We start from the raw sequence: 24,674 nt of genomic DNA, 5'->3' as shown, positions 1-24,674 counted from the left end.
GATAACAACATCCCTTTTCTTGGAGGCTTGTCATGGAACATCTTTCTTGGCTTACTTTTTTTATGCTGATACTGGCGAGTTACAGGCTGACACACTTAATTGTATTCGACAAAATTACTGAATTCATCCGAAAACCTTTTATGAAAAAGAAAAGGACTGTTGATGCAAACGGGCACGTGAATGAAAAAAACGTGCCGGCCTCAAACTTTGGCTATATGCTTAATTGCTACTGGTGCGCCGGCGTTTGGTGTGCCATCCTGATTGGGCTGGGCTATCTTTTTTTACCTGATATCGCTGTTCCGGTGATTTTCATATTATCGATCGCAGGCGCACAGGCCATTCTTGAATCAGCTGTCGGCGTAGGCGTAAAACTCGTTGACGTGTTAAAAAGTGTCCAAATACTCATAAATGATAAAAAGTCCTAAAGCAGATAAAGATGCTTCGGGACTTTTTTACGTTCACCCGGTGATAATTCCGGTTTCTTCAATCGATTAAGCACCCTTTTACAGCCCGGGAATACCGTATTAACGAAATAGTGAAAGCGATGTAATGGGGGAGAAGAAACAGAATGAAGGGTTGTCAAAAGCCGATCGTACGTATTCTTGTCAGCTTGCTCATCGGAACGTTGATCATAACCGTTCCATATCTGGCCAAAGCACAAACGGACAGGGAACTGAGAGCCGTATGGATTGCATCCGTATTAAACCTTGATTGGCCATCAAAAAAAGGGTTATCGATTGAAGCGCAAAAACAGGAGTATCTCAGCCTGCTGGATGACGTTCAGTCAATGGGAATGAATGCCGTCATTGTTCAAATTAAGCCGACGGCCGATGCCTTTTATCCGTCCGCTTACGGGCCTTGGTCTGAATATTTGACTGGTGTTCAAGGAAAAGACCCAGGTTATGATCCGCTCGCTTTTATGATTGAAGAAGCCCATAAACGAAATCTTGAATTTCACGCTTGGGTTAATCCTTACCGCATTACGATGAACCATACAGATCTCAATAAATTGTCTGAGGATCACCCGGCAAGAAAGCATCCTGACTGGGTCGCTGCTTACGGAAAGCAGCTTTATTATAATCCCGGCATTCCTGAAGCGAGGGATTTTATCGTCGAGGGCATTGAAGAAGTCGTAAAGCATTATGATATTGATGCCGTTCATATGGATGATTATTTTTACCCTTATAAAATAGCCGGACAGGAATTCCCTGATTCAGAACAGTACGAACAATACGGGAAAGACATATTTCCCGATATTGATGACTGGCGAAGAGACAATGTAAACCAGCTTGTCAGCCAAATCAATCAAACAATCAAAGCTGAAAAACCATATGTTAAATTCGGCATCAGCCCATTCGGTGTATGGAGAAACATAGAAGACGACCCAACCGGATCAAATACCAAAGCAGGCGTCAGAAATTATGATGATCTTTATGCAGATACGAGACATTGGATCCAGCAAGGCGACATCGACTATATCGCCCCGCAAATTTACTGGAGCATCGGCTTCAACGCAGCGGCTTATGACGTGCTGGCTGATTGGTGGAGCAACGAAGTCAAAAACAGACCCGTTCATTTATACATCGGGCAGGCAGCTTATAAAATCAATAACAATTTTGACCCGCCATGGTCCGATCCTGAAGAATACGCCCGACAAATCAACCTCAACCGTCAGCTGGAGCTGGTGAAAGGAAGCATGCATTTCAGCCTCAAAGACCTCAATAATAATCCGCTCGGCATCAAAGACAGACTCATAACCGACCTGTACAGTAAGCCCGCACTGGTACCCGAAATGCCTTGGCTCGACAGCAAAGCGCCAAAAAAACCGAAACTGACCAAAGTAACCGCAGACGATAACGGAAATCTCCTGCACATACAAGACCACCCATCAAATCGAAAAACAAAGGAAACAGCCTATTATGCGATATACAGATCTGAAGGAAAACAGAAGCAAGCATTACTGGCCACCGCAAGAAAAACAAACGACAAGCAAACCTTCCTGGATGACACGGCAAAACCAAATAAAACCTATACGTATTATGTCACGTCAGCAGATCGGCTTCACAACGAAAGTAAGGCCTCGAAAAGAAAAATAAATCAATAGCCCTTAGAGACGGCTATTTACTAGCCGTCTCTTTATATTCCATTTTTCATGAATAGACAGGAAACGTATGGCCGGTGCTGAAGGACTAAGAGAAACAAATAAAAGAAATACAAATGGAGGAAAGAACGTGAATTTGGAAATGATTTTTACCGAGTTCCTGTATTGGAATCCGAGCATTTAGTATTAATAAAGATCGAAGAGACACACTTGCAAGCTGTATTTTCAATCTATAACAATGACAAAGTATTTGAATACTGCGGCATCATTCCGAAACATCACATAAAGACAATACATAAAATGATTAGCCATTTTGAGAGAGATTATCAGAAAAAAAGCAAAATTAAATGGGGGATTTTCGAGAAGTATCAAGGGACTGCATTGGTTGGGATCATTGAAGCAATGGATTTTAACCAAAAAGTAAACATGGTAACCATAGGATACTTTCTAGGACGAAATTATTGGCGTAAAGGCATTGCAACTGAAGCCGTCCAAATGCTGGTCACTTTTTTATTTAAAAAAGTCAACGTAAACCGAATTCAAGCAGAGGTTATTCCTGCAAATGAAGCGTCAAAAAAAGTCCTCTTGAAAAATAATTTTATGAGAGAAGGCTTAATTAGACAGGCTTCTTATTGGGCCGGCAAAGGAGTTGTCGACTTAGAAATATCTAGGAATACATCTGAATCTGCAGATTTTGATGTATGAAACGAGAAAAATGGGAGCAGCGGCTTGTTTATTGATACGTTTTTCCTTTGGAACCATGCCTTCATCCTCCCGGCACTTTCTGAAGGGCAAGGATTGCTTTTCAATATGGATGGTATGTGCTTACGCCATATATTTGTTCATTCCATTGCTGCTGTCATATAGAAAGTGGTTCCATTTTAATTTTCAGACTTCTTTTGTCAGGGAATGATTACTGAATTCACTTAATAGGATGTTACAAAGATGTGAAGGAGGAAACCAAGTGAATTTTGAGCTGACAAAAGAACAGCAAATGGTACGTGAAATGGTAAAGGATTTTGCAAAGAGAGAAATTGCTCCTCACGCAGAACATGTGGATCAAACGGGTGAATTCCCGATACAAACGTTTCAAAAAATGGGTGATCTCGGGCTGATGGGCATCCCCTTTCCTGAGGAATATGGAGGATCAGGCGGAGATACGATTTCCTATGCCTTAGCTGTTGAGGAAATTGGCAAAGCATGCGGCAGTACAGGATTAAGCTATGCAGCTGCAGTTTCACTCGGTGCAAGCCCTCTATACTACTTCGGGACAGAAGAACAAAAACGGGAGCATTTGATTCCTCTAGCTTCCGGCAAAGCACTCGGATCATTCGGTCTGACAGAACCAAATGCCGGCTCTGATGCAGGAGGCACGCAAACGAAAGCGGTTATAGATGGTGATGAATATGTGATGAACGGCGAAAAATGCTGGATCACAAATGCCAGCTACGCACGTACGGTGATTGTGACGGCAGTGACAGGCAAAAACGAGAGCGGACATAATATCATCTCCGCATTGATTGTTCCGACTGATACACCCGGCCTTACCATAACGAGCCCATACGATAAAATGGGTGTGCGCGGGTCAAATACAGCGGAAATTTTGCTAGAGGATGTCCGTGTACCCGCAAATTACCTGCTCGGCGACCCTTCAAAAGGATTTAAACAGTTTCTTCATACCCTGGATGGCGGACGCATTTCAATTGCCGCTCTTGCAGTCGGCATTGCTCAAGCGGCACTAGACACATCCCTAGCCTATGCAAAAGAACGAAAGCAGTTCGGACAGCCGATTTCTTCCTTTCAGGCCATTCAGTTTAAACTTGCCGACATGGCGATGGAAATCGATCTGGCACGGCAAATGGTATTAAAAGCGGCCTGGCTGAAAGATCATAAGCGCCCGTTTACGAAAGAAGCGGCTTATGCCAAGCTGTTTGCCTCTGAAATGGCAACAAGGGCATGCAACCAAGCGATTCAAATCCACGGCGGTTCCGGCTACATGAGGGAATACGCGGTTGAACGGATGCTGCGGGATGCAAAATTGATGGAAATTGGAGAGGGCACATCAGAAATTCAGCGTATCGTGATCGCCAGACAGCTTCTGAAATAAAATGTAAACGCTTTCTGATCTCGTGAAAGGAGGACCGAAACATGGCCGAACTCATCCATTGCACAATCGGCAGGCTGCTGGAACAAACGGCAGCAGCCTATCCTGATCAAGAAGCGGTTGTCTATCCCGACCGGAATCTCCGCTACACGTACGCGCAATTCAACAGGCTGTGCCGCCAAACCGCTAAAGGACTTATGGGGATGGGGATTGGAAAGGGAGACCACGTGGCCATATGGGCTTCGAATATACCGGAATGGCTTGCTGCTCAATTCGCCACCGCAAAAATCGGGGCCGTGCTCGTTACCGTGAATACGAATTACCAAGCCCAAGAGCTTGATTACTTGCTGAGACAATCAGATGCGGATGCGCTTATCGTCATGGATTCCTATCGCGGCACTTCTTATACAGGAATCCTCAACAGCTTAATTCCTGAGCTGAAGGATGCAGAGCCAGGGCAGCTGCAATCAGAACGCTATCCGTGTTTAAAAACACTGATTTATATCGGTGAAAAACGTTTACCAGGTATGTATCATTGGGACGATACAGAGATGCTGGCACAAACAGTGACAGATGTCGAGCTGGAAGCAAGAATGAACAGCCTTGAAAAAAATGACGTGATTAACATGCAATACACGTCAGGAACGACAGGATTTCCTAAAGGAGTGATGCTGACTCATTTTAATGTCATCAACAACGCCGTAAATATCGCTGAATGTATGAAATTAACCTCATCTGACCGCATGTGCATCCCGGTTCCGTTTTTCCATTGCTTCGGCTGCGTGCTTGGCGTTTTGGCATGTGTGTCCGTTGGTGCAGCTATGGTACCTGTTGTAGAATTTGAACCTGCCACAGTCCTTAAAACGGTTGAAAACGAGAAATGCACAGCGCTTCACGGCGTACCGACCATGTTTATCGCGGAGCTTCATCATCAGAATTTTGATTCTTATGATCTGTCATCATTGCGAACAGGCATCATGGCCGGATCATCCTGTCCAAGCGAAGTGATGAAAGCTGTCATTGAAAAAATGGGCATGACCGACATCACAATCGCTTACGGACAAACGGAAGCTTCGCCGGTGATCACACAAACAAGAGCTAATGATTCCTTCCAAAGAAGAGTGGAAACAACCGGCCGAGCCTTGCCTGAGGTCGAAGTGAAAATTGTGGAGCACGGCACGTTTCATGAGGTTCAAAGAGGTGGACAGGGAGAGCTTTGCACCCGCGGCTATCATGTCATGAAGGGCTATTATAAAGACGAAGATTCTACCCAAAAGGCAATTAACCCAGACGGATGGCTATTTACCGGTGATCTCGCTGTTATGGATGAGGACGGATACTGCCGCGTGACCGGGAGATTAAAAGACATGCTCATCAGAGGCGGTGAAAATATTTATCCGAGAGAAATAGAAGAATTTTTATACCGCCATCCAAATATTTTAGATGTACAGGTAGTTGGTGTGCCTGACGAAAAATACGGGGAGGAGGCTGCTGCCTGGATTAAGCTGAAAGAGGGGAAAACAGCTTCACCCGAAGAGCTGAAAGCCTACTGCAAAGGGAAAATCGCCCGCCACAAAATTCCGCGCTATTTCATCTTTACAGACGAGTATCCTATGACAGCCTCAGGCAAAATTCAAAAATATAAGTTGCGTGAAAAAACGATTCAGCTGTTTCACTTACCATCAAGTTAATGAGGGGTGAATTCATTTGTTTACAAAAGTGCTGATTGCCAATCGGGGAGAAATCGCAATGAGAATCATTCGTACGTGCAGCCGCCTTGGGATCAAAACGGCAGCCGTATATTCTGAAGCAGACAGAGATGCGCTCCATACAAAGGCAGCAACAGAGGCTTATTATATCGGAAAATCGAGAGTCAGTGAGAGCTATTTAAATATTGAGAGAATCATAGAGGCAGCGAAAAAAGCAAATGCCGATGCCATCCATCCGGGATATGGATTATTGTCAGAAAACAGCCGTTTTGCGCAACGCTGCAAAGAAGAAAACATTGTGTTTATCGGCCCTTCACCAGCTGTCATTGCCAAAATGGGAAGTAAAATTGAAGCACGAAAGGCAATGGAGGAGGCAGGTGTTCCTGTAGTGCCCGGCGTTTCCGAATCCCTTGGAGACATTCAGGCAGCCTGCCTCGCCGCGAGTGAAATCGGCTACCCCGTTATGCTGAAAGCCTCAGCAGGGGGAGGCGGCATCGGAATGCAGCTCGTTCCTAACGAAGAAGCATTGATAAAGGCGTATGAAGGAAACAAAAAGCGCGCAGCAGATTTTTTCGGAGACGGATCCATGTATATAGAAAAGGTGATTGAACACGCCCGCCACATTGAAATTCAAATTCTTGCAGATCACCACGGGCATGCCGTGCATCTGTTTGAACGTGATTGCTCTGTCCAGAGACGCCACCAAAAGGTCATTGAAGAAGCCCCATCTTCATTTGTTGATGATGAGCTGAGAATGAAGATAGGAGAAACGGCAGTGAAAGCAGCCAAAGCGATCGGCTATGCCAATGCGGGAACAATCGAATTTTTAGTCGATGAGAATAAAAACTTTTATTTTCTGGAAATGAACACGAGATTGCAGGTAGAGCATCCCGTGACTGAAGAAATTACAGGTTTAGACTTAGTTGAGCAGCAAATAAGGGTTGCGGAGGGACAGACTCTCAAATTCGCTCAGCAGGACATAAGCCGAAACGGGCATGCCATAGAGGTTAGAATCTATGCGGAAGATCCAAAAACCTTTTATCCGTCACCGGGAACAATCACCGCTTTTTCTCTCCCGGCACAAAAGGGAGTACGGCACGAATGTGCAGTAGCAGCAGGGAGCGCGGTCACGCCTTTTTATGATCCAATGATCGCCAAAATGATTGTCAAAGGCCAAAACAGAGAGGAAGCGATTGAGAGACTAAAGGAGGCGCTCCGTGATTATCGGATAGAAGGGATTAAAACGAATATTCCGCTTCTTTTACAGGCTGCTTCATCAGAAGCATTCAAAAAAGGAGACGTTACAACTGATTTTTTGAAAAACAACTTATAAAGGAGGCAGCTGTCATGACCATACACATTCAAATGGCAGGAAACCTGTGGAAGGTACATGTTAAAGCCGGAGACCACATCGAAAAAGGCCAGGAAGTCGCCATTTTAGAATCAATGAAAATGGAAATCCCGATTGTTGCAGAGAGAAGCGGAACAGTAAAAGAAGTCAAAAAAAATGAAGGTGATTTCGTGAATGAAGGTGATGTGCTGCTCGAACTGAACGATCCAACTCAATGATCAGGGAGGCCAGACCATGTCCTATCCTAAAAAAGTCATGTTAAGAGAAGTCGGCCCTCGGGACGGCCTGCAAAACGAACCGGTTTGGCTTGCAACAGAAGATAAAATCGCTTGGATCAACCAGCTTTCCCAAACAGGACTCTCCTATATCGAATTGACATCCTTCGTTCATCCAAAATGGATTCCCGCGCTTCGAGATGCTCTAGATGTGGCAAAAGGCATCAGCCGGGTAAAAGGCGTCACGTACGCAGCACTTGTCCCTAATCAAAAGGGACTGGAGAATGCGCTGGAAGGGGGTATTGACGAAGCTTCTGTCTTTATGTCCGCAAGCGAAACACACAACGTAAAAAACATCAACAAATCCACTGCTGACACTCTCCAAGTCCTCAAACAAGTAACCGACGACGCAAAAAAAGCAAATCTTTCAGTAAGAGCCTATCTCTCCACAGTTTTCGGCTGTCCGTATGAAAAACGTGTACCGATTGAACAAGTAATTCGCCTAGCAGATTCTTTATTTGAATTCGGAATTTCTGAACTATCGCTTGGAGATACGATCGGAGCGGCAAATCCTGTACAGGTTGAAATCGTACTTGAAGCACTTTTGAAACGGTTCCCGGCAAGCCAGCTCGCACTCCACTTTCATGATACAAGGGGAACAGCTCTCGCCAATATCCTCACCGCACTGCAAATGGGCATCACAATATTTGACGGCTCAACAGGCGGGCTTGGCGGCTGCCCATATGCTCCAGGTTCCTCAGGAAATGCTGCGACAGAAGATATCGTGTACATGTTTGAGCAAATGGGAATCGAAACAAACGTAAAGCTCGCCAAGTTGCTTCCAGCAGCCAAATGGATCGAGGAGAAAATCGGGAAACATCTTCCGAGCCGAAATTTACAGGTGTATAAATCATCTTTATAAAAGAAAGGAAAAACCAATGGGAGAATCTATCCTTTTTACGTCAAAAACAGAACACATTGCTGTCATCACCCTTAACAGGCCCCATGCGGCAAATGCCCTTTCGGCAGAAATGCTTAGAGGCCTGCAATCCATTGTTCAAGAAATCGAATTCAACCCGAAAATCCGCTGTGTCATCCTAACAGGCGCTGGCGAAAAAGCATTCTGCGCTGGAGCAGATTTAAAAGAAAGAATAAAAATGAAGCAAGATCAGGTTCTCAGAAGTGTATCCTTCATTCAGAGAACCGCTGCTTTACTCGAAGCCTTACCGCAGCCGGTGATAGCAGCCATAAACGGAAGTGCTTTAGGAGGCGGGCTTGAATTGGCAATGGCATGCGACATCCGGATAGCAGCCGAGAATGCTACATTAGGCCTTCCGGAAACGGCTTTAGCCATTATCCCAGGCGCAGGAGGGACACAAAGACTTCCCCGTCTGATCGGCAGAGGAAAGGCAAAAGAATTAATTTATACAGGCAGACGCATAACGGCCCATGAAGCCAAAGAGATAAACCTTGTAGAGCATGTTACAGCTTCTAGTGAGCTTATGGCCAAAGCAGAGGAACTGGCAGAAGCCATTTCAGCTAACGGACCAATTGCCGTTCGCCAGGCTAAATTCGCGATCAATAAAGGATTGGATACAAATCTGGCAACAGGATTATCAATTGAACAAAAAGCATATGAACACACGATCCCGACAAAGGACAGGACAGAGGGACTTCAAGCCTTTCAAGAAAAAAGACGTGCCGTATACACGGGAGAATAAAGAGCGGAGGGAATGCCTTATGGATTATGAAAAAGAACGAACAGAACGGGCGGAAAGGATACAAAAAGGCGGAGCGGAGAAGTATCATCGCAGCAACCAAGAAAAAGGCAAGCTCTTTGTAAGAGAGCGGCTTGCCCTCTTATTTGACGATGACATCGAGCTTGAAGACGCTTTTTTTGCAGAATGTATGTCAGACGGGCTTCCCGCCGACGGAGTCATAACCGCCATCGGTAAAATCGGCGGCCAAACCGTCTGCGCCATGGCGAATGATTCTACAGTGAAAGCAGGCTCCTGGGGAGCAAAAACAGTCGAAAAAATCATCAGAATTCAAGAAACAGCAGAAAAATTAAACTGTCCGCTCATTTATTTAGTCGATTCGGCAGGCGCCAGAATCACCGACCAGATCAATGTATTCCCGGGCAGAAGAGGCGCAGGGAGAATTTTTTACAATCAGGTCAAATTGTCAGGGCGCATTCCCCAAATCTGCCTTCTATTCGGCCCGTCCGCAGCTGGGGGCGCTTATATTCCTGCCTTCTGCGATATTGTCGTCATGGTAGACGGCAATGCGTCCATGTATTTAGGCTCGCCGCGCATGGCGGAAATGGTGATCGGCGAAAAGGTGTCACTTGAAGAGATGGGAGGCGCCCGCATGCATTGTTCAGTTTCAGGATGCGGAGATATTCTCGCAGAAACTGAACAAGAAGCCATTCACTTGGCACGCTCATATTTATCTTACTTCCCGGCAAATTATAAAGAAAAAGCGCCTGTACAAGAAAAACGGCCGCCAAAGCCCTTTGACATACCGCTTTCCGACGTTATTCCGCAAAACCAAAATGCACCTTTTAATATGTTTGAGCTGATCGATCGTGTAATAGATGAAGACTCTTTCTTTGAAATCAAAGCTTTATTCGCACCAGAAATCATTACAGGTCTAGCGAGGATTCACGGACAGCCTGTCGGAATTATCGCGAATCAGCCGAAAGTAAAGGGCGGCGTCTTGTTCCACGATTCCGCTGACAAAGCCGCTAAATTTATCACATTATGTGACGCTTTTCATATTCCATTGCTGTTCTTAGCGGACATTCCCGGCTTCATGATCGGAACAAAGGTAGAACAGGCCGGAATCATCCGTCATGGAGCCAAAATGATTTCAGCGATGTCAGAAGCAACCGTCCCTAAGCTTTCTGTGATTGTGAGAAAAGCCTATGGAGCGGGGTTATATGCAATGGCCGGACCGGCTTTCGAACCGGATTGCTGCATAGCGCTTCCAACCGCACAAATCGCCGTAATGGGGCCTGAAGCAGCCGTAAACGCTGTCTACGCCAAAAAAATCTCCGAGCTGCCGAAAGAGGAGAGAGCTGATTTTATCAGCAGAAAACGCGAGGAGTACAAAGAGGACATCAATATATACCGCTTGGCTTCAGAGATGATCATTGATGCGGTAATCCCAGCCAATTCATTGCGCGAAGAATTGCACAAACGGCTTAGGGCATACATGACAAAGGAAATGACATTCACCAATCGAAAACATCCGGTTTATCCAGTTTAAAAGGAAGTACCAGGAGCGTGAATAAGCGCTCCTTTTATTGTTTTCGATAATCTTATTATGTAAACTAATCAACTGTGCATAAAACCATCTGTTTTTTACAATAGTAAATAAAGGCTGCCGCACACCTATAGCGGCAATCTCCAGTATGATAAAAAGGGGCCTTTATTATGTACCATTTATATTCACATAACGACTTGGACGGAGTAGGGTGCGGGATCGTTGCAAAATTGGCTTTCGGGAAAGAAGTTGAGGTCCGTTATAACTCTGTCAACGGCTTAAATGCTCAAGTCCAATACTTCTTAGAAAAAGCAAAAGAGACCAGCAGACACGATGCCTTATTTATCACGGATCTTGCTGTCAATGAAGAAAATGAAAAAAGGCTGAACGAGTATGTTCATGCTGGCGGAAAAGTGAAACTGATTGACCATCATAAAACAGCCCTCCATTTGAATGAGCATGAGTGGGGATTTGTTCAGGTGGAATACGATGACGGACGTCTTGCATCGGCTACATCTCTTTTATACGACTACCTTGTCCAAAATGATCTGATGAAGCCGACAAACGCATTAGATCAATTTACAGAGCTCATCCGCCAATACGACACTTGGGAGTGGGAGCAGTACGATCAAAAACAGGCTAAGCGGCTTAATGACCTTTTCTTTTTGCTTTCAATTGATGAATTTGAACAAAAAATGATCCAGCGGCTTTCTGCCCATGACGAATTCTTCTTTGATGAATTTGAAGTAAAACTGCTTGACCTAGAAGAAGAAAAAATCGAGCGCTACCTTCGCAGGAAAAAAAGAGAAATGGTGCAAACCTTTGTTCACGAACACTGTGTAGGTATCGTTCACGCAGAATCGTACCATTCTGAACTCGGAAACAGACTCGGAAAAGACAATCCGCATCTTGATTACATTGCCATTTTAAGCATGGGATCAAAACGAGCCAGCTTGCGCACCATTCATGATTACATTGATGTTTCAGAAGTAGCAGGCCGGTACGGAGGCGGGGGGCATGCGAAGGCTTCCGGCTGTTCCATAACGGACGAAGTATACGATTTGTTTGTAGCTGAAGCATTCCGAATGGAACCGGTCCGCCCAGATGCATTCCGTAATTTCTATAACTTGAAAGGATCTGCAAACGGCTCATTATACGAAAATCGAGAACAAATGAGATTCTTCCTGTTTCCTTTGGACAACGCATGGAATATTCAAATTAACGGGGAGACACAGGACGAAACCTTTGCGGCTTTTGAGGAAGCAGAATGGTTTATTAAAAGGAATTATGCCGCATCTCTTGTACGGGATGAAGTGTTTGTCGCATTTTTAGCGGAACATATGAAGCTTTCTAATCATCATCGAAGATAACAAAAAAGATGCATAGGGGAAGAGTCATCCCTATGCATTTCCATAAGCTATCGTTTAAAAATGGCTGTGCGTTTTTTTATGACAAAATAAAGTGCAATGACCACAATCGCCAATATCATAATCGGCGTTGTATAGGTGCCCGCTATGTTCTCAACGTCATCCCACTGGCTTCCGAGCTGAATGCCTAAATAAACAAAGAGGATAGACCATGGAATGATAGCAAGCACAGTCAGTATCACAAATTTGAGAAACGGCATTTTGGCAATGCCTGCAGGAATGGATATCGCATGTCTGACAACCGGTATAAAACGTGCCGAGAAGACAACCCCCGTGCCGTACTTTTGAAACCAGCTTTCTGACATGTCAATGTGATGCTTTTTAATCAATAAGTACTTCCCGTATTTGTCCAAAAAAGGTCTGCCGCCATAGCGTCCAATCCAATAAATAAAGATCTGGGCAATGGTGCCCCCGATAACACCCGCAATGATTGCGCCGATAAATCCAATCGTGCCTTCTGAAACCATATAGCCGCCATAGGCCAATACAATTTCACTCGGTATAATTTCGATCATCAAACCAATCGCAATGCCCGCATATCCCATATTCGTCAGCCATGTTAAAATTTCGCTTATCAAACTGCCCACATTCTTCACAACCTGTCCTTATCTTTTTCACTATTATATGACTGATTGACGAGCAAGATGGTTACAAATTTTTTAATTACAGCACTTCTTTTGTTTCCCGTTCACGTGTTTCCCGCTCGAGCAATTCTTCTAGATAAGCTAAAAGCTGAGATCGCATTTCAGGACGCATTAAGCCGATTTCAGTGCTTGCTTTAAAACAGCCCAATTTATCGCCAATGTCATATCGTTTTCCTTTTAAAAGCCGCGCATGAATAGGCTGGGTGCGGCAAACCTCACGAAGTGCATCTGTTAATTGAATTTCATTGCCTGCGCCTCTCCCAATCGACTTCAACACAGGAAAGATAGAAGAGGTCAGTACATATCGTCCCATCACGGCGATATCCGAAGGCGCTTCTTCAGGAGAAGGCTTTTCAACTAAATCCTTCACTTCATACACATGCCCTTGAGAGCCTGATGTATTTATAATACCATATTTACTGACATCCTCAGGGAGAACTGACTGTACACCGACAACCTCTGTGCCGTAAACATCGTATACATCCATTAATTGCCGAAGAGCCGGTTTTTCAGACACCATAATATCATCGCCTAAAAGAACGGCGAAAGGCTCATCTCCGATAAAATGCTCCGCACACAGCACCGCATGACCTAATCCGAGCGGCTCTTTCTGGCGGATGTAATGAATGTTGGCCAAATTGGCAATCTGCTGCATTTCCTTAAGCGTCTCCGTCTTGCCTTTTTCTCGCAGATTGAATTCCAATTCCGCCGACCGGTCAAAATGATCTTCAATCGAGCGTTTGTTTCTCCCTGTAATAATCAGTATATCTTCAATTCCTGACTCTACAGCCTCTTCTACAATGTATTGGATTGCTGGTTTGTCTACGATCGGGAGCATTTCTTTCGGCTGCGCCTTTGTCGCCGGCAGAAATCTCGTTCCTAAACCCGCTGCGGGAATGACCGCTTTTCTCACTTTTGTTCTCATTCATTTTCACTCCTGATCCTGTATGTTTTTCAGCGAATCTCCAAATACCCAGATTCGGTTTCCGGTAAAATTCATCATCATTCCGCCGATAGTGGCGGCGAGCTTACTCACCAAAAGCGAACAGCCGCCTCTTTGAAACAAATAAAGCAGCAAAAAGGTGATCCCCGACGCGGCAATATTAATCATGAGAAAGCGCACGATCTCTTTACCGTCAGCCTTACGTTTTACCTGAAACGTCCAATTCCGGTTCCACACATAGCTGTTGATGATACCTGCCGAATAGGAGCAGATCTGTGCCGGCAGATAAGGGATATGACAAGCGGTGAGGAAAAAGAAGACACCAAAATCTATCAGCGTATTGCCGACGCCCACGGTGCAAAAACGCCCTAATGTTTTTATTTTTTCTTTCAACATAACGGCATCCGGTTTTGACCTCCCTTCATAAAAGATGCATATGGCTGTCATATTGGGTGATATGGATTACTTTAGCGGAGAGTGTTGAATAAACAATTACTAAAATATGAACAAAACATGAAAAAGTAATGAGGCCTTGCAGATCCTTTAAGTTAATAGTTTGATCGTTTAGGTTGACGAATTTTACGAGCAACACTAATATTCCGCACAATTATTAACCTTTAATGATTTTTAGTTAACATTCATTTTCTAGGTAAGAAAGGATTCTAGGTAAGAAAGGAGGGGAATATGATGCAGGAAGAAGCATATTACAGCGTCAGAATGAGAGCTTCCCAGGGCGCCCCCATGAACAGGCAGAGAACGGGTCATCACTTACAGCAGATTACAGGAAGGGGTGAATGGCTTATTACATAAAGGCTTCTCGCGCTCAAGAGGGACAGCGACAAAGTAAAAGGCATCACAGGTCAGGCCGTAGTCATGGACGGCGGATATACCGCTCAATAGTTCTTATCCTCTTGAAAAAAACAGCCGCTCTGAACGGCTGTTTTTTTGTGCCTGTAGACCTTGAAGGCGCAGTCTAAGGAAGAAGAGTTGGTAACAGCCTTCCATCACGGCTCTGATCATCTCTCTTTAAGACTGATTTTTCGGTGTCAGCCCCACTTATATATTTAATGAATAAATGTATCCAGTTTCTTTGTAAAACCGAACAATAATTCCTCCGAAAGTATTCTATACACATTTATTATAATCATGCTAGGATGTTAGATAAAGGATACTTTGTATAATATTGTATCCCTGTTCATTGTGATCGGAGGGAGCTGATGTAACTTGCATGAATTCAGACCAGCAGCAGTGTTGTCCGGACATCGGCAAGCTGTGAAACGTGTCATCAGGATGACGAAGGAAAAGGGAGCTAAATATACTTATTTGAATGTCAGTGCGCCTTTTCACAGTTCGATGATATGATCAGCATCCGAACAATTCCAGACTGTATTACACCAGTATTCCTTCCGGGATGCCGCATGGCCGATCATTTCCGCTTTTCAAATACTGGAGGCTGATAGGGAATCAAGGCTAGGAAATCAACGGTTTACTCTAGAAATTATCTATTTTTTGCGTTCTGGACCTGTGTCATCAATTTTTAAAAGAACCCCTTCATTTTAACGAAAAAGGAGGATGTTTAGTTATGGGTAAAAAGTGTAGCGTATGTTTATGGGTTCTTGCTTTATTATTGAGTTGCTTATTTGGGGAGTCTGCGTATGCTGCCAGTACTACAATTGCAAAACATATAGGAAATTCAAACCCGCTTATCGACCATCATTTGGGAGCAGATCCGGTTGCGCTGACCTATAACGGAAGAATCTACATCTATATGTCAAGTGATGACTATGAATATAATAGCGACGGAACGATTAAGGATAATTCATTTGCCAATTTGAATAGAGTATTCGTCATCTCTTCAGCGGATATGGTGAACTGGACAGACCACGGAGCCATTCCGGTAGCAGGTGCCAACGGGGCTAATGGTGGCCGGGGGATTGCGAAATGGGCAGGTGCGTCCTGGGCCCCGTCAATTGCAGTAAAAAAAATAAACGGCAAGGATAAATTCTTCCTTTATTTCGCTAACAGCGGCGGAGGTATCGGGGTTCTCACCGCAGACAGCCCGATTGGTCCATGGACCGACCCAATTGGAAAAGCGCTCGTAACGCCAAGTACGCCAGGAATGTCTGGTGTTGTATGGCTTTTTGATCCGGCAGTATTTGTAGATGATGACGGCACCGGTTACCTGTATGCCGGGGGAGGCGTTCCTGGCGGTTCAAACCCAACGCAGGGACAATGGGCCAATCCTAAAACAGCAAGAGTCATGAAATTGGGCCCTGATATGACCAGTGTTGTTGGAAGTGCAGCTACAATTGATGCGCCTTTTATGTTTGAAGATTCGGGAATGCATAAGCATAACGGAAAATATTACTATTCCTATTGCATCAATTTCGGGGGCATGCACCCGGCCGATAAACCCCCAGGTGAGATTGGCTACATGACCAGTTCAAGTCCCATGGGTCCCTTTACATATAGAGGGCACTTCCTGAAAAATCCGGGAGCATTTTTCGGAGGTGGCGGAAACAACCACCATGCTGTTTTCAATTTTAAAAACGAGTGGTATGTGGTGTACCATACTCAAACTGTCAGTTCCGCTCTGTTCGGGACCGGCAAAGGATACCGTTCTCCCCATATTAATAAGCTGGTGCACAATGCAGATGGATCCATTCAAGAGGTTGCGGCAAATTATGCAGGCGTAACACAGCTTTCCAATTTAAATCCATATAACCGGGTAGAAGCTGAAACGTTTGCCTGGAATGGACGCATTTTGACAGAGAAATCCTCAGCACCAGGCGGGCCGGTAAATAATCAACATGTAACAAGCATTCATAACGGAGACTGGATTGCTGTTGGAAATGCCGACTTCGGGGCGGGCGGTGCCAGGACGTTTAAAGCAAATGTAGCATCCACTGTAGGCGGGAAAATAGAAGTGCGCCTCGACAGTGCAAACGGTAAGCTTGCAGGAACCCTGAATGTACCTTCCACAGGTGGAGCGCAAACCTGGAGAGAAATAGAAACTGCGGTAAGCGGTGTAACCGGTGTGCACAAAGTATTCTTTGTATTTACCGGAACAGGTACAGGAAACTTGTTTAATTTTGATTACTGGCAGTTTACGCAACGATAGCACCTGTAATGGCACCGCTTAAGAAACGAGAAGGGTGCAGAACTGACCAACGCCGGAGCAGCCCCCATTGATCGGATAAGTCAACTCTGTTTGCAATATAAAAGGAGACAGAAAAAGACATATGAAGGAGAGGAAAAAATGATGTCATGCGTAAAAAAACCAATTTGTTTATTGTTGGTATGTTTCACTATGCTGTCAGTCATGTTAGCCGGACCAGGTGCTACTGAAGTTTTGGCAGCAAGTGATGTGACAGTTAATTTATCTGCAGAAAAACAAGTGATTCGCGGTTTTGGAGGAATGAACCACCCGGCTTGGATTGGAGATTTGACAGCTGCTCAAAGAGAAACCGCTTTTGGCAATGGACAGAATCAGTTAGGCTTTTCAATTTTAAGAATTCATATAGATGAAAATAGAAATAATTGGTACAGAGAAGTGGAGACTGCAAAGAGTGCAATCAAACATGGAGCAATCGTTTTTGCTTCTCCCTGGAATCCTCCAAGCGATATGGTTGAAACCTTCAATCATAATGGTGACGCATCAGCTAAACGGCTAAGATACGATAAATACGCCGCATACGCGCAGCATCTTAACGATTTTGTTACCTACATGAAGAATAATGGCGTGAATCTTTATGCGATTTCTGTTCAAAACGAGCCTGATTATGCACACGAATGGACGTGGTGGACGCCACAAGAAATACTTCGTTTCATGAGAGAAAATGCCGGTTCCATTAATGCACGTGTCATTGCACCAGAATCATTTCAATACCTGAAAAATATATCGGACCCCATTTTGAACGATCCACAGGCGCTTAGGAACATGGATATTCTCGGAACTCACCTGTACGGTACTCAGGTCAGTCAGTTTCCTTATCCGCTTTTCAAACAAAAAGGAGCAGGGAAAGAGCTATGGATGACGGAAGTATACTATCCAAACAGTGACAACAATTCAGCGGATCGCTGGCCCGAGGCATTAGGCGTTTCAGAGCATATTCACCATTCAATGGTGGAGGGAGATTTTCAAACTTATGTTTGGTGGTACATCCGCAGATCTTACGGTCCTATGAAAGAGGACGGTACGATCAGCAAACGCGGTTACAATATGGCTCATTTCTCGAAGTTTGTGCGTCCCGGCTATATAAGGGTTGATGCAACGAAAAATCCTAATGCGAACGTTTACGTGTCAGCCTATAAAGGTGATAACAAGGTCGTTATTGTTGCCATTAACAAAAATAACACAGGGGTCAACCAAAACTTTGTGTTGCAGAATGGATCTGCTTCTCAGGTATCTAGATGGATCACGAGCGGAAGCAGCAATCTTCAACCTGGAACGAATCTCAATGTAACGGACAATCATTTTTGGGCCCATCTTCCAGCTCAAAGCGTCACAACATTTGTTGTAAAGCGTTAAAGACATCTGATTGTTCAAATAGATCATAGCAATAAGCCAATTTTCTCACACGAAAAAGAAAATTGGCTTATTTTCTGTGGTAGAAGAGAAGTGTTGATTTTTTAACAATGCACGGACATTCGGTATAACAGCTACACAACAAAGTATTAATAATAGATGACGAAAAAGAAATTTTGGAACTGATCAAAACAGTATTAAGAAGAGAAGGTATTGAGCGTGTGATCACAGCTTCTACTGCCCGTGATGGATTGGCTCAATTTCATCAAGAAAATCCAGATTTGGTTTTACTGGATATCATGCTGCCAGACGGTGAAGGCTATGATATCTGCAAGCAAATAAGAGCATTCGCCACTTTTATTAATGAAGGGGGAACAAGAAAGTGAAAACTGATGACGCATTTCCAGAACCAATTGGCGGCTATGCTGTTGGTCGAACCCAGATGGATGTTGAGTACACGGCATCAGATCACTCAAAAAGAGAACTGACGGCGTTTGTGTATTATCCATCTGACAGCAGCGAAGGGAAGACTACATCAACGTACATGTTTTCTGAAGTCTATGAGATGCTTAATGATCAGCCACTTGTCACTGAGTATCTTAAAAAGAAGGATTTTTTCTCTATCGATATCAAGACCCAGTGTTACGACGACCTTGCTCTCTCCGGGAAGGAAAAGCGCTATCCGGTGTTATTCTATGTTTGCGGCGGGGGCGGTTCTCCAGAATGGGGTACAGTGATCTGTACAGACTTGGCAAGCATGGGATATATTGTGGTAAGCATCGGTCATCAGAATAGCACAATGTATAAGCGTAAAGATGGGCGCTTGTTTAATGTATCAAAGGATTTTTCGGATGTCATTATGGCGTTTTCTGAAGATCCGGAGATGCTGGCGTTGGCTGGTAAGATGGAGATGCGGCCTAACGATGAAACTGCCATTGAGATGTGCCATAACGTGCTTACACTGCCGATACTTGCCAAGTTAACAGAGTATAGTGAATTACAGACAGAAGATGTAAGGTATGTAGCCGATTATCTTTACAAACTGGACTCTGGAGAGTTGAATTCCAGCTTTAAGGGCAGATTGTTGCTTGACATCGGCATGGGCATAGTCGGACATTCTTATGGAGGGCCTACGTCGGCGATTGTTTGCCGGGAAGACGACCGGTTCACCTGCGGGATTGGCTTGGATAGCGGTGCGTTCGGCCTTCTCGACAGCGACCTTAAGAAACCTTTCTTGCTACTGTTTTGTGAACCTAACTATAACATGAATGCGATAATTGGCGCTAACAATAGCATGGAAACCTATTATTTCTCTGTTGAGCGTGTTGCACATTTAGATTACTGTGACATCGTGTTTACCAGTGTGAATGAGGAACTTAGAGGCGAACGGGATGCTATGGAGATGCGAAATCTTGTTACAGACTATACGAAGAACTTTTTTGATCATTACTTACTGCAGAAAGCTGCAAGTGTGGAAAGTCTGGCATACGATGGAGTGGACTTGATCAAGAAGACCAGCAACAAGTGACATAACCGAGAGGTTGCTGATAAACGTATATCAAAGAGCTAGCCATACAGATACAAAGCCGATAACTCTATTACGCGGTTATCGGCTCTCTCATTCATATTTCAGGCAAAGAAATCCAAATATGAATTTCATTTTGTTAGTTTACATAATATATATTCTAGGAAGTAATTAATTTTAAAGAAATTCTGTCTCAATAACAAAGTATACTTAAGTTAGTGAGACAGAATAAAAAAATGTTCTGAGCTTCAGCAAGTCTTATTAAGAAACTTTAAAATGGCGAGGTCAACCCATAATAAACGGCTTCCAGCTCTTCTAATGTCATATCACCGTATGCGCATTTGATCACCGAATCAGCAAACTCATCATAATCATAATCACTGGTAAAACCTTGCTGCAGAAGTTTTTCATAGGCTTCAATCTGTTCTTTTTGGTTTTGGATATCTTTTTCCTTATTTGGATAGTCCGGTCCGTTAACCAGGTCGTTGTTTTGTTTGAATAGCAACATATACTGTTTCAATGTTTCGTCCACAGCTTACACCTCCTTGTTCTGCTGCTTATTAGATAATGAAAACGGACACCAATTGTGATGTCCGTCAATACAGTAACTATTTGGGTTCAGTTCCCCAAATTAGTTTTCCGTTATTATATAATGTGATTTTTTTTGTATCTTTAAACGTATTTGACTGAGAAAAAGAATAATCCTCGATTTGTGAATAATTGCCCCAATCCTCATTGTGAAGACGAATTTGGATGTCTCCAGTGCTTGCTCCCGGTGACAGTGTCCCGTTTTTAAACCCAAGTTCAAGATAGGCATCTGCACCTTTTACAGGTTTTTGTAATGTCACAAACTTGTGCGTCACATTGCTGCATCCGATCTTCGCGTAGTCACAGTCGAAGTTTTGGCCTTTGTTTTTCGTGTTATACCAGTAGCGGACAGTTACATTTTTTAAATTAACGGTGGTCTTGCTGTTGTTTTTCACATGGATCTGAGGACGGATTTGGTTGCTGTTCACACTTCCATCCCCTGTTCTGTATTGCAGAGAGAGGCTGTTTTCCTGTACGGGTTTATCTTGCTTTGGTGTCTCAGATCTGTCTTCAGTCGAATGTTGGGAGCCACGGATCTTTTCCCTTACAAATGTCCCTGAAGCGGATAAATCTGATGACGGCCAGCCGCCTGTTTTAGATGCCCCCGGCTTTAAAGCTGAGGAAGATTCCTGCTTATCAGAAAGGTTCCAGTTTACCCAGCTGATTTTCTTGTTGTCGAGATAATTCAGCCATTCCCTCGACTGGTCAAGGAAGACCCCGCCATTTCCGGAAGCGTCACTCGTCCCCCATTCCGTTACAAAAATCGGCGCTCCTTTGCTGAGCGCATAATCGGCTTTATCCCTTAAATACTGGCCGTGTGTACCGGCATAAAAATGAAGCGCGTACATGACGTTTGCATCCTTAAGCTGATCATCAGCAGCATCATTGACATCCTGACTCCAAGTGCCAGTTCCGGTAATAATGATGTTATCCGGGTCATTTTTACGGATAACGGAAATCACTTCCTCCGCATACGGTTTGATATCGCGCTTCCAATTTACATCACCGTTCGGTTCATTAGCAATTTCATAAATAACGTTTGGTGTGCTTCCGTAAAGGCTCGACATTTCCTTAAAGAATTCCTTCGCCTTCTCTTTATTTTGATTTGGATTGCCGTCATTTAAAATATGCCAGTCAATGATGACATATATCCCGAGCTCTTTTGCCGCTTCAACAGCTTCTTTGACTTTATTTTTCACAGACGGATTCTCTATATAACCGCCTTCAGCCGTGTACATTGCCGCTCGGAAGACGGTAATTCCCCAATCGTCTCTTAGCCATTTTAAAGAGTCTTTATTGACATAATCGCTTAACCACTGCAAACCGTGTGAGCTGATCCCCTTCAGCTGCACCGATTTTCCGTTTTGATTGACTAGCTGAGTACCTTTAATGCTAAGCTGGCCATTAAGGGCTACAGGCGTTTTCGCCCCTGCTGCAGATGCTTCTGGTGCCGCGACACCGCTAATTGTTAATACTGTCATTACTAAACATGCGATAAAGATAGAGACTGAACGTTTCATATAGCATTCTCTCCTCCTCCAAATAATCATGTAAAACGTATGCCTATTAGCTGCCGCTCTCCCTCCCTTTCTTTTTTTAAACACGCACTCATTGTAAAAATCTTTCTCATGATTGTCTATCAACCTAATTTCTTGTTTTTAGGCGGCTTAAAAGCCTGTCTATTGACTCTTTTTGAGTTGTTTTGTATACAGCTGATACATGTGTATCAGGGATAAAAGTGTTTGATCAGGACTTTGCTCGTTATTATTTAATGAAATCAAAAGATTCCGCTTTTTTCGGCAAATAAAAAGCTGCATTCAAATCATTGAATGCAGCCGTTCTTTATCATTTATGCTTCTTGTTTCTCTTCTTCCCAAGTTTCAGCGTGTTTCAGTCCTGGGATATTTTTAGCTTTAAACACAGGATCAAGTCCTTGTTTGCGCTGTTTTGCGTAATCTTTATAGACTTTGTATGCTACGTTTGATAGCAGCGTAATTACAACTAAGTTAATCAGCGCCATAATCCCCATAAAGAGATCTGCCATGTCCCAAACAATTTGGAAACCTGCTACACATCCAAAGACAACCATAGCAATAACCGCAATACGGTAAATGTTCAGCCATGTTTTACTTGTTTTAATAAATTCAATGTTTGTCTCGCCATAATAGTAGTTTCCGACAACTGAGCTGAAAGCGAATAAGAACATTGCGACTGCTATAAAACTAGGTGCCCATCCTCCAATATGGTGGTTCAGAGCAGCCTGTGTGACTTGGATGCCGTCACCTTTTGGTGTTAGACTGTACAGCAAAATAATAAACGCTGTGGACGTACATACGATAAATGTATCGAAAAACACGCCTAATGTCTGGATAAAGCCTTGCTTTGCCGGATGCGAAACATGAGCTGTCGCAGCAGCGTTTGGCGCGCTACCCATTCCTGCTTCGTTAGAGAAAAGTCCGCGCTGTGCACCGATGACGATGATCGCTCCTATTCCTCCGCCGACAACTTGTTCAAATCCCAAAGCATTTTTGACAATGGTCGCAATAACGCTTGGAAATGCAGAAATATTAGTGAATACAACATATAGAGCTATGAGAATATAAAGACCAGCCATGACCGGAACAATCAATTGTGTCACTGCAACTACACGTTTTAAACCGCCGAAAATAATAAAAGCCGTTAAAGCAGCAAGAACAATAGCTACAACTATCTTGTTCACATGAAATGCGCCATCTAACGCTCCTGCAATTGTATTGGATTGAACAGCGTTAAAGATTAAACCGAATGACACGGTAATTAAGACAGCGAATACGATGCCGAGCCATCTGACTCCAAGACCTTTTTGAATATAGTAGGCCGGTCCACCGCGGAAATCGTTTCCGTCCTTCACTTTATAAAGCTGTGCCAACGTACTCTCAACAAAGCTTGAAGCCATACCTACTGCAGCTACAACCCACATCCAAAATACAGCGCCCGGTCCGCCTGTCGCAATTGCTAAGGCAACACCAGTCAAATTTCCTGTACCGACTCGGGATGCGGCAGAAATAAAGAATGCCTGCATAGAAGAAACACCTTTATTTCCATCAGGTTTCTCTCCTACTATTCTGAACATTTCAATAAAATAACGAAATTGGATAAAACCAAAACGAAGTGTAAAAAATAATCCAAGCCCTATTAAAATATAAAATAAATATTTCCAGATAAAATCACTTGGAATATTAATCAAACTGTTGAAAAAAGACTCCATATTTACCTCCCGTTTTCATCAATTCATAAAAAATTTAAATTTGATGTTAGATTTTTTAACATATCGAGTCTTATTATATCACATTATGTCGAATTAGGAAGTTTTTTCGGGAAGAATATTGTTCTAGATTGAAGTTACTCCTTCGGTCTCCCTCTCTATTATTTTTCTATGAATAAAAAATTTCTTATTAAGCTTATAAATAAGAGTCCTCTCTTGCCTGACATTTTCTGTTTCTTTTGATTCCAAAAGTAATAAATTCTAAACAACAAACATATCTTTTAAAATGTGTTTTTATTCACACCTTAGACCGGGTATACATACACTAATAAAAGAAATTTCTCTTTCAAAAATAAGCAAAAAGATATATACTTAACAAAGTGAAATTTATTTTTAAATTTAATAAATCAGGTTTACTTTCAGGGTGGATTAGGGTATTATTATAAAAATATTCAGTAATATTAAAAGGGGGGAGATCATTTGAAAAAAGTAACGATACTGAAAGCGTCCATCTTATTTTTGGCGCTTGCCAGTTTTCATTTGTTCTCAATTCCCCACGCCTTTGATATCGGCCATCATTATAAAGCCGTAGCCGACCAGCAGGAAATGCATGAGATGAAAGCCGGCCAAAATGCTGATGATGAGAAGAAATCCATCACAGGGGCATTTGCGCTGACTGCTTTATGGGCAATGGCTGTTCTGCTTCTGACCGCTGAAAGCAAAAGTACGGGATACTCCCGCAGGCGCCAGCGGAAAAAAAGCTTTATACTGGCCAAATTTTATCAATCGTCTTATTTCGACAAACTTCATGTTCAACATCACCCGAATATATAACGAAAATATGAGGAGGCTGTTAACATGTTGTTTATCTTAAGAATGGTGATTTTAGGCTTATTCTCTTTCACAGCGCTGAACTTATTTGTATGGCAAGGGATTGAAGTCATTCATGCCGTGACAGACTTATTCACCAGCCATGAAAGCTGATGAAAAACAAATATACCCGCTCACGATATGTGAGCGGGTTTTTT

23 protein-coding genes and 2 pseudogenes are annotated in these 24,674 nt (G+C 43.5%); 19 read left to right on the top strand and 6 right to left on the bottom strand.

Going from position 1 to position 24,674, the window contains the following annotated elements:
• Positions 1-32: 32 nt before the first annotated feature.
• The 11 genes from HC660_RS09835 to HC660_RS09785 all read left to right on the top strand — a co-directional run bounded on the left by HC660_RS09835 (position 33) and on the right by HC660_RS09785 (position 12,117).
• Positions 33-425 carry a DUF1360 domain-containing protein gene (locus tag HC660_RS09835; protein ID WP_010334451.1) on the top strand — a complete coding sequence of 131 codons (393 nt, stop codon included), beginning with the start codon at positions 33-35 and terminating at the stop codon, positions 423-425.
• A gap of 143 nt (positions 426-568) precedes the next feature.
• Positions 569-2,104, top strand: a complete 1,536-nt coding sequence (locus HC660_RS09830; RefSeq protein WP_168747972.1) for a glycoside hydrolase family 10-like protein — start codon at positions 569-571, stop codon at positions 2,102-2,104.
• 207 nt (positions 2,105-2,311) lie between these two features.
• On the top strand, positions 2,312-2,806 hold the full coding sequence (locus HC660_RS09825) for a GNAT family N-acetyltransferase (RefSeq protein ID WP_412096229.1): 495 nt from the start codon (positions 2,312-2,314) through the stop codon (positions 2,804-2,806).
• Positions 2,807-3,065: 259 nt separating this feature from the next.
• Positions 3,066-4,208, top strand: coding sequence for an acyl-CoA dehydrogenase family protein (locus tag HC660_RS09820; protein WP_168747970.1), 1,143 nt, complete (start codon positions 3,066-3,068; stop codon positions 4,206-4,208).
• A gap of 41 nt (positions 4,209-4,249) precedes the next feature.
• Entirely contained in the window at positions 4,250-5,896 is a 1,647-nt protein-coding gene (locus tag HC660_RS09815; RefSeq protein ID WP_168747969.1) for an AMP-binding protein, read from the top strand.
• Between the two features lie 16 nt (positions 5,897-5,912).
• A complete protein-coding gene (locus tag HC660_RS09810; protein ID WP_168747968.1) occupies positions 5,913-7,247 on the top strand; it encodes an acetyl-CoA carboxylase biotin carboxylase subunit in 1,335 nt (444 codons plus the stop codon).
• 14 nt (positions 7,248-7,261) lie between these two features.
• Positions 7,262-7,483 carry an acetyl-CoA carboxylase biotin carboxyl carrier protein subunit gene (locus HC660_RS09805; protein ID WP_010334445.1) on the top strand — a complete coding sequence of 74 codons (222 nt, stop codon included), beginning with the start codon at positions 7,262-7,264 and terminating at the stop codon, positions 7,481-7,483.
• A 16-nt stretch (positions 7,484-7,499) separates the two neighbouring features.
• On the top strand, positions 7,500-8,402 hold the full coding sequence (gene ldeG, locus HC660_RS09800; RefSeq protein ID WP_168747967.1) for a hydroxymethylglutaryl-CoA lyase: 903 nt from the start codon (positions 7,500-7,502) through the stop codon (positions 8,400-8,402).
• Between the two features lie 16 nt (positions 8,403-8,418).
• Positions 8,419-9,201, top strand: coding sequence for an enoyl-CoA hydratase (locus HC660_RS09795; RefSeq protein WP_168747966.1), 783 nt, complete (start codon positions 8,419-8,421; stop codon positions 9,199-9,201).
• A 19-nt stretch (positions 9,202-9,220) separates the two neighbouring features.
• Positions 9,221-10,750 (top strand): acyl-CoA carboxylase subunit beta, encoded by a 1,530-nt coding sequence (locus tag HC660_RS09790; RefSeq protein WP_168747965.1) that lies wholly within the window; start codon positions 9,221-9,223, stop codon positions 10,748-10,750.
• 167 nt (positions 10,751-10,917) lie between these two features.
• The gene (locus HC660_RS09785) at positions 10,918-12,117 is read left to right on the top strand and encodes a DHH family phosphoesterase (RefSeq protein WP_168747964.1); all 1,200 of its coding nucleotides are present in this window, start codon (positions 10,918-10,920) and stop codon (positions 12,115-12,117) included.
• Between the two features lie 47 nt (positions 12,118-12,164).
• On the opposite strand, the gene uptA is transcribed toward HC660_RS09785, so the two are convergent.
• The 3 genes from uptA to HC660_RS09770 form a co-directional block, all read right to left on the bottom strand.
• A complete protein-coding gene (gene uptA / locus HC660_RS09780; RefSeq protein ID WP_168747963.1) occupies positions 12,165-12,761 on the bottom strand; it encodes an undecaprenyl phosphate transporter UptA in 597 nt (198 codons plus the stop codon).
• A gap of 76 nt (positions 12,762-12,837) precedes the next feature.
• A complete protein-coding gene (galU, locus tag HC660_RS09775) occupies positions 12,838-13,743 on the bottom strand; it encodes a UTP--glucose-1-phosphate uridylyltransferase GalU (protein ID WP_168747962.1) in 906 nt (301 codons plus the stop codon).
• A 6-nt stretch (positions 13,744-13,749) separates the two neighbouring features.
• A complete protein-coding gene (locus tag HC660_RS09770; RefSeq protein ID WP_168747961.1) occupies positions 13,750-14,208 on the bottom strand; it encodes a GtrA family protein in 459 nt (152 codons plus the stop codon).
• Between the two features lie 240 nt (positions 14,209-14,448).
• On the opposite strand from HC660_RS09770, the gene HC660_RS09765 reads away from it, so the two are divergent.
• The 6 genes and pseudogenes from HC660_RS09765 to HC660_RS09740 all read left to right on the top strand — a co-directional run bounded on the left by HC660_RS09765 (position 14,449) and on the right by HC660_RS09740 (position 19,817).
• Positions 14,449-14,571 (top strand): hypothetical protein, encoded by a 123-nt coding sequence (locus HC660_RS09765; protein ID WP_410033813.1) that lies wholly within the window; start codon positions 14,449-14,451, stop codon positions 14,569-14,571.
• A gap of 403 nt (positions 14,572-14,974) precedes the next feature.
• Positions 14,975-15,195: pseudogene (locus HC660_RS09760) on the top strand (malonyl CoA-acyl carrier protein transacylase); the annotation flags it as partial.
• Positions 15,196-15,343: 148 nt separating this feature from the next.
• Positions 15,344-16,882 (top strand): alpha-L-arabinofuranosidase, encoded by a 1,539-nt coding sequence (gene xynD / locus HC660_RS09755; RefSeq protein ID WP_168747960.1) that lies wholly within the window; start codon positions 15,344-15,346, stop codon positions 16,880-16,882.
• Between the two features lie 138 nt (positions 16,883-17,020).
• Positions 17,021-18,292, top strand: a complete 1,272-nt coding sequence (gene xynC / locus HC660_RS09750) for a glucuronoarabinoxylan endo-1,4-beta-xylanase XynC (RefSeq protein ID WP_168747959.1) — start codon at positions 17,021-17,023, stop codon at positions 18,290-18,292.
• A 149-nt stretch (positions 18,293-18,441) separates the two neighbouring features.
• A pseudogene (locus HC660_RS09745) lies at positions 18,442-18,633 on the top strand (response regulator); the annotation flags it as partial.
• 38 nt (positions 18,634-18,671) lie between these two features.
• The gene (locus tag HC660_RS09740) at positions 18,672-19,817 is read left to right on the top strand and encodes an alpha/beta hydrolase (protein WP_168747958.1); all 1,146 of its coding nucleotides are present in this window, start codon (positions 18,672-18,674) and stop codon (positions 19,815-19,817) included.
• Positions 19,818-20,085: 268 nt separating this feature from the next.
• On the opposite strand, the gene HC660_RS09735 is transcribed toward HC660_RS09740, so the two are convergent.
• The 3 genes from HC660_RS09735 to HC660_RS09725 form a co-directional block, all read right to left on the bottom strand.
• Entirely contained in the window at positions 20,086-20,346 is a 261-nt protein-coding gene (locus HC660_RS09735) for a YnfE family protein (protein WP_168747957.1), read from the bottom strand.
• A 76-nt stretch (positions 20,347-20,422) separates the two neighbouring features.
• Positions 20,423-21,922 (bottom strand): cellulase family glycosylhydrolase, encoded by a 1,500-nt coding sequence (locus HC660_RS09730; RefSeq protein ID WP_168747956.1) that lies wholly within the window; start codon positions 21,920-21,922, stop codon positions 20,423-20,425.
• 329 nt (positions 21,923-22,251) lie between these two features.
• Positions 22,252-23,649 (bottom strand): alanine/glycine:cation symporter family protein, encoded by a 1,398-nt coding sequence (locus HC660_RS09725; RefSeq protein ID WP_168747955.1) that lies wholly within the window; start codon positions 23,647-23,649, stop codon positions 22,252-22,254.
• Positions 23,650-24,126: 477 nt separating this feature from the next.
• On the opposite strand from HC660_RS09725, the gene HC660_RS09720 reads away from it, so the two are divergent.
• Both HC660_RS09720 and HC660_RS21230 read left to right on the top strand, forming a co-directional pair.
• Positions 24,127-24,480: a hypothetical protein gene (locus HC660_RS09720; protein ID WP_168747954.1), complete on the top strand. Its 354-nt coding sequence runs from the start codon at positions 24,127-24,129 to the stop codon at positions 24,478-24,480.
• 24 nt (positions 24,481-24,504) lie between these two features.
• Positions 24,505-24,630, top strand: a complete 126-nt coding sequence (locus HC660_RS21230; protein ID WP_010334426.1) for a hypothetical protein — start codon at positions 24,505-24,507, stop codon at positions 24,628-24,630.
• Positions 24,631-24,674 lie beyond the last annotated feature (44 nt).

Source organism: Bacillus mojavensis (assembly GCF_012648005.1).
Classification (GTDB): Bacteria; Bacillota; Bacilli; order Bacillales; family Bacillaceae; genus Bacillus; species Bacillus mojavensis.
This window is presented reverse-complemented; position numbering and strand designations above follow the sequence as displayed.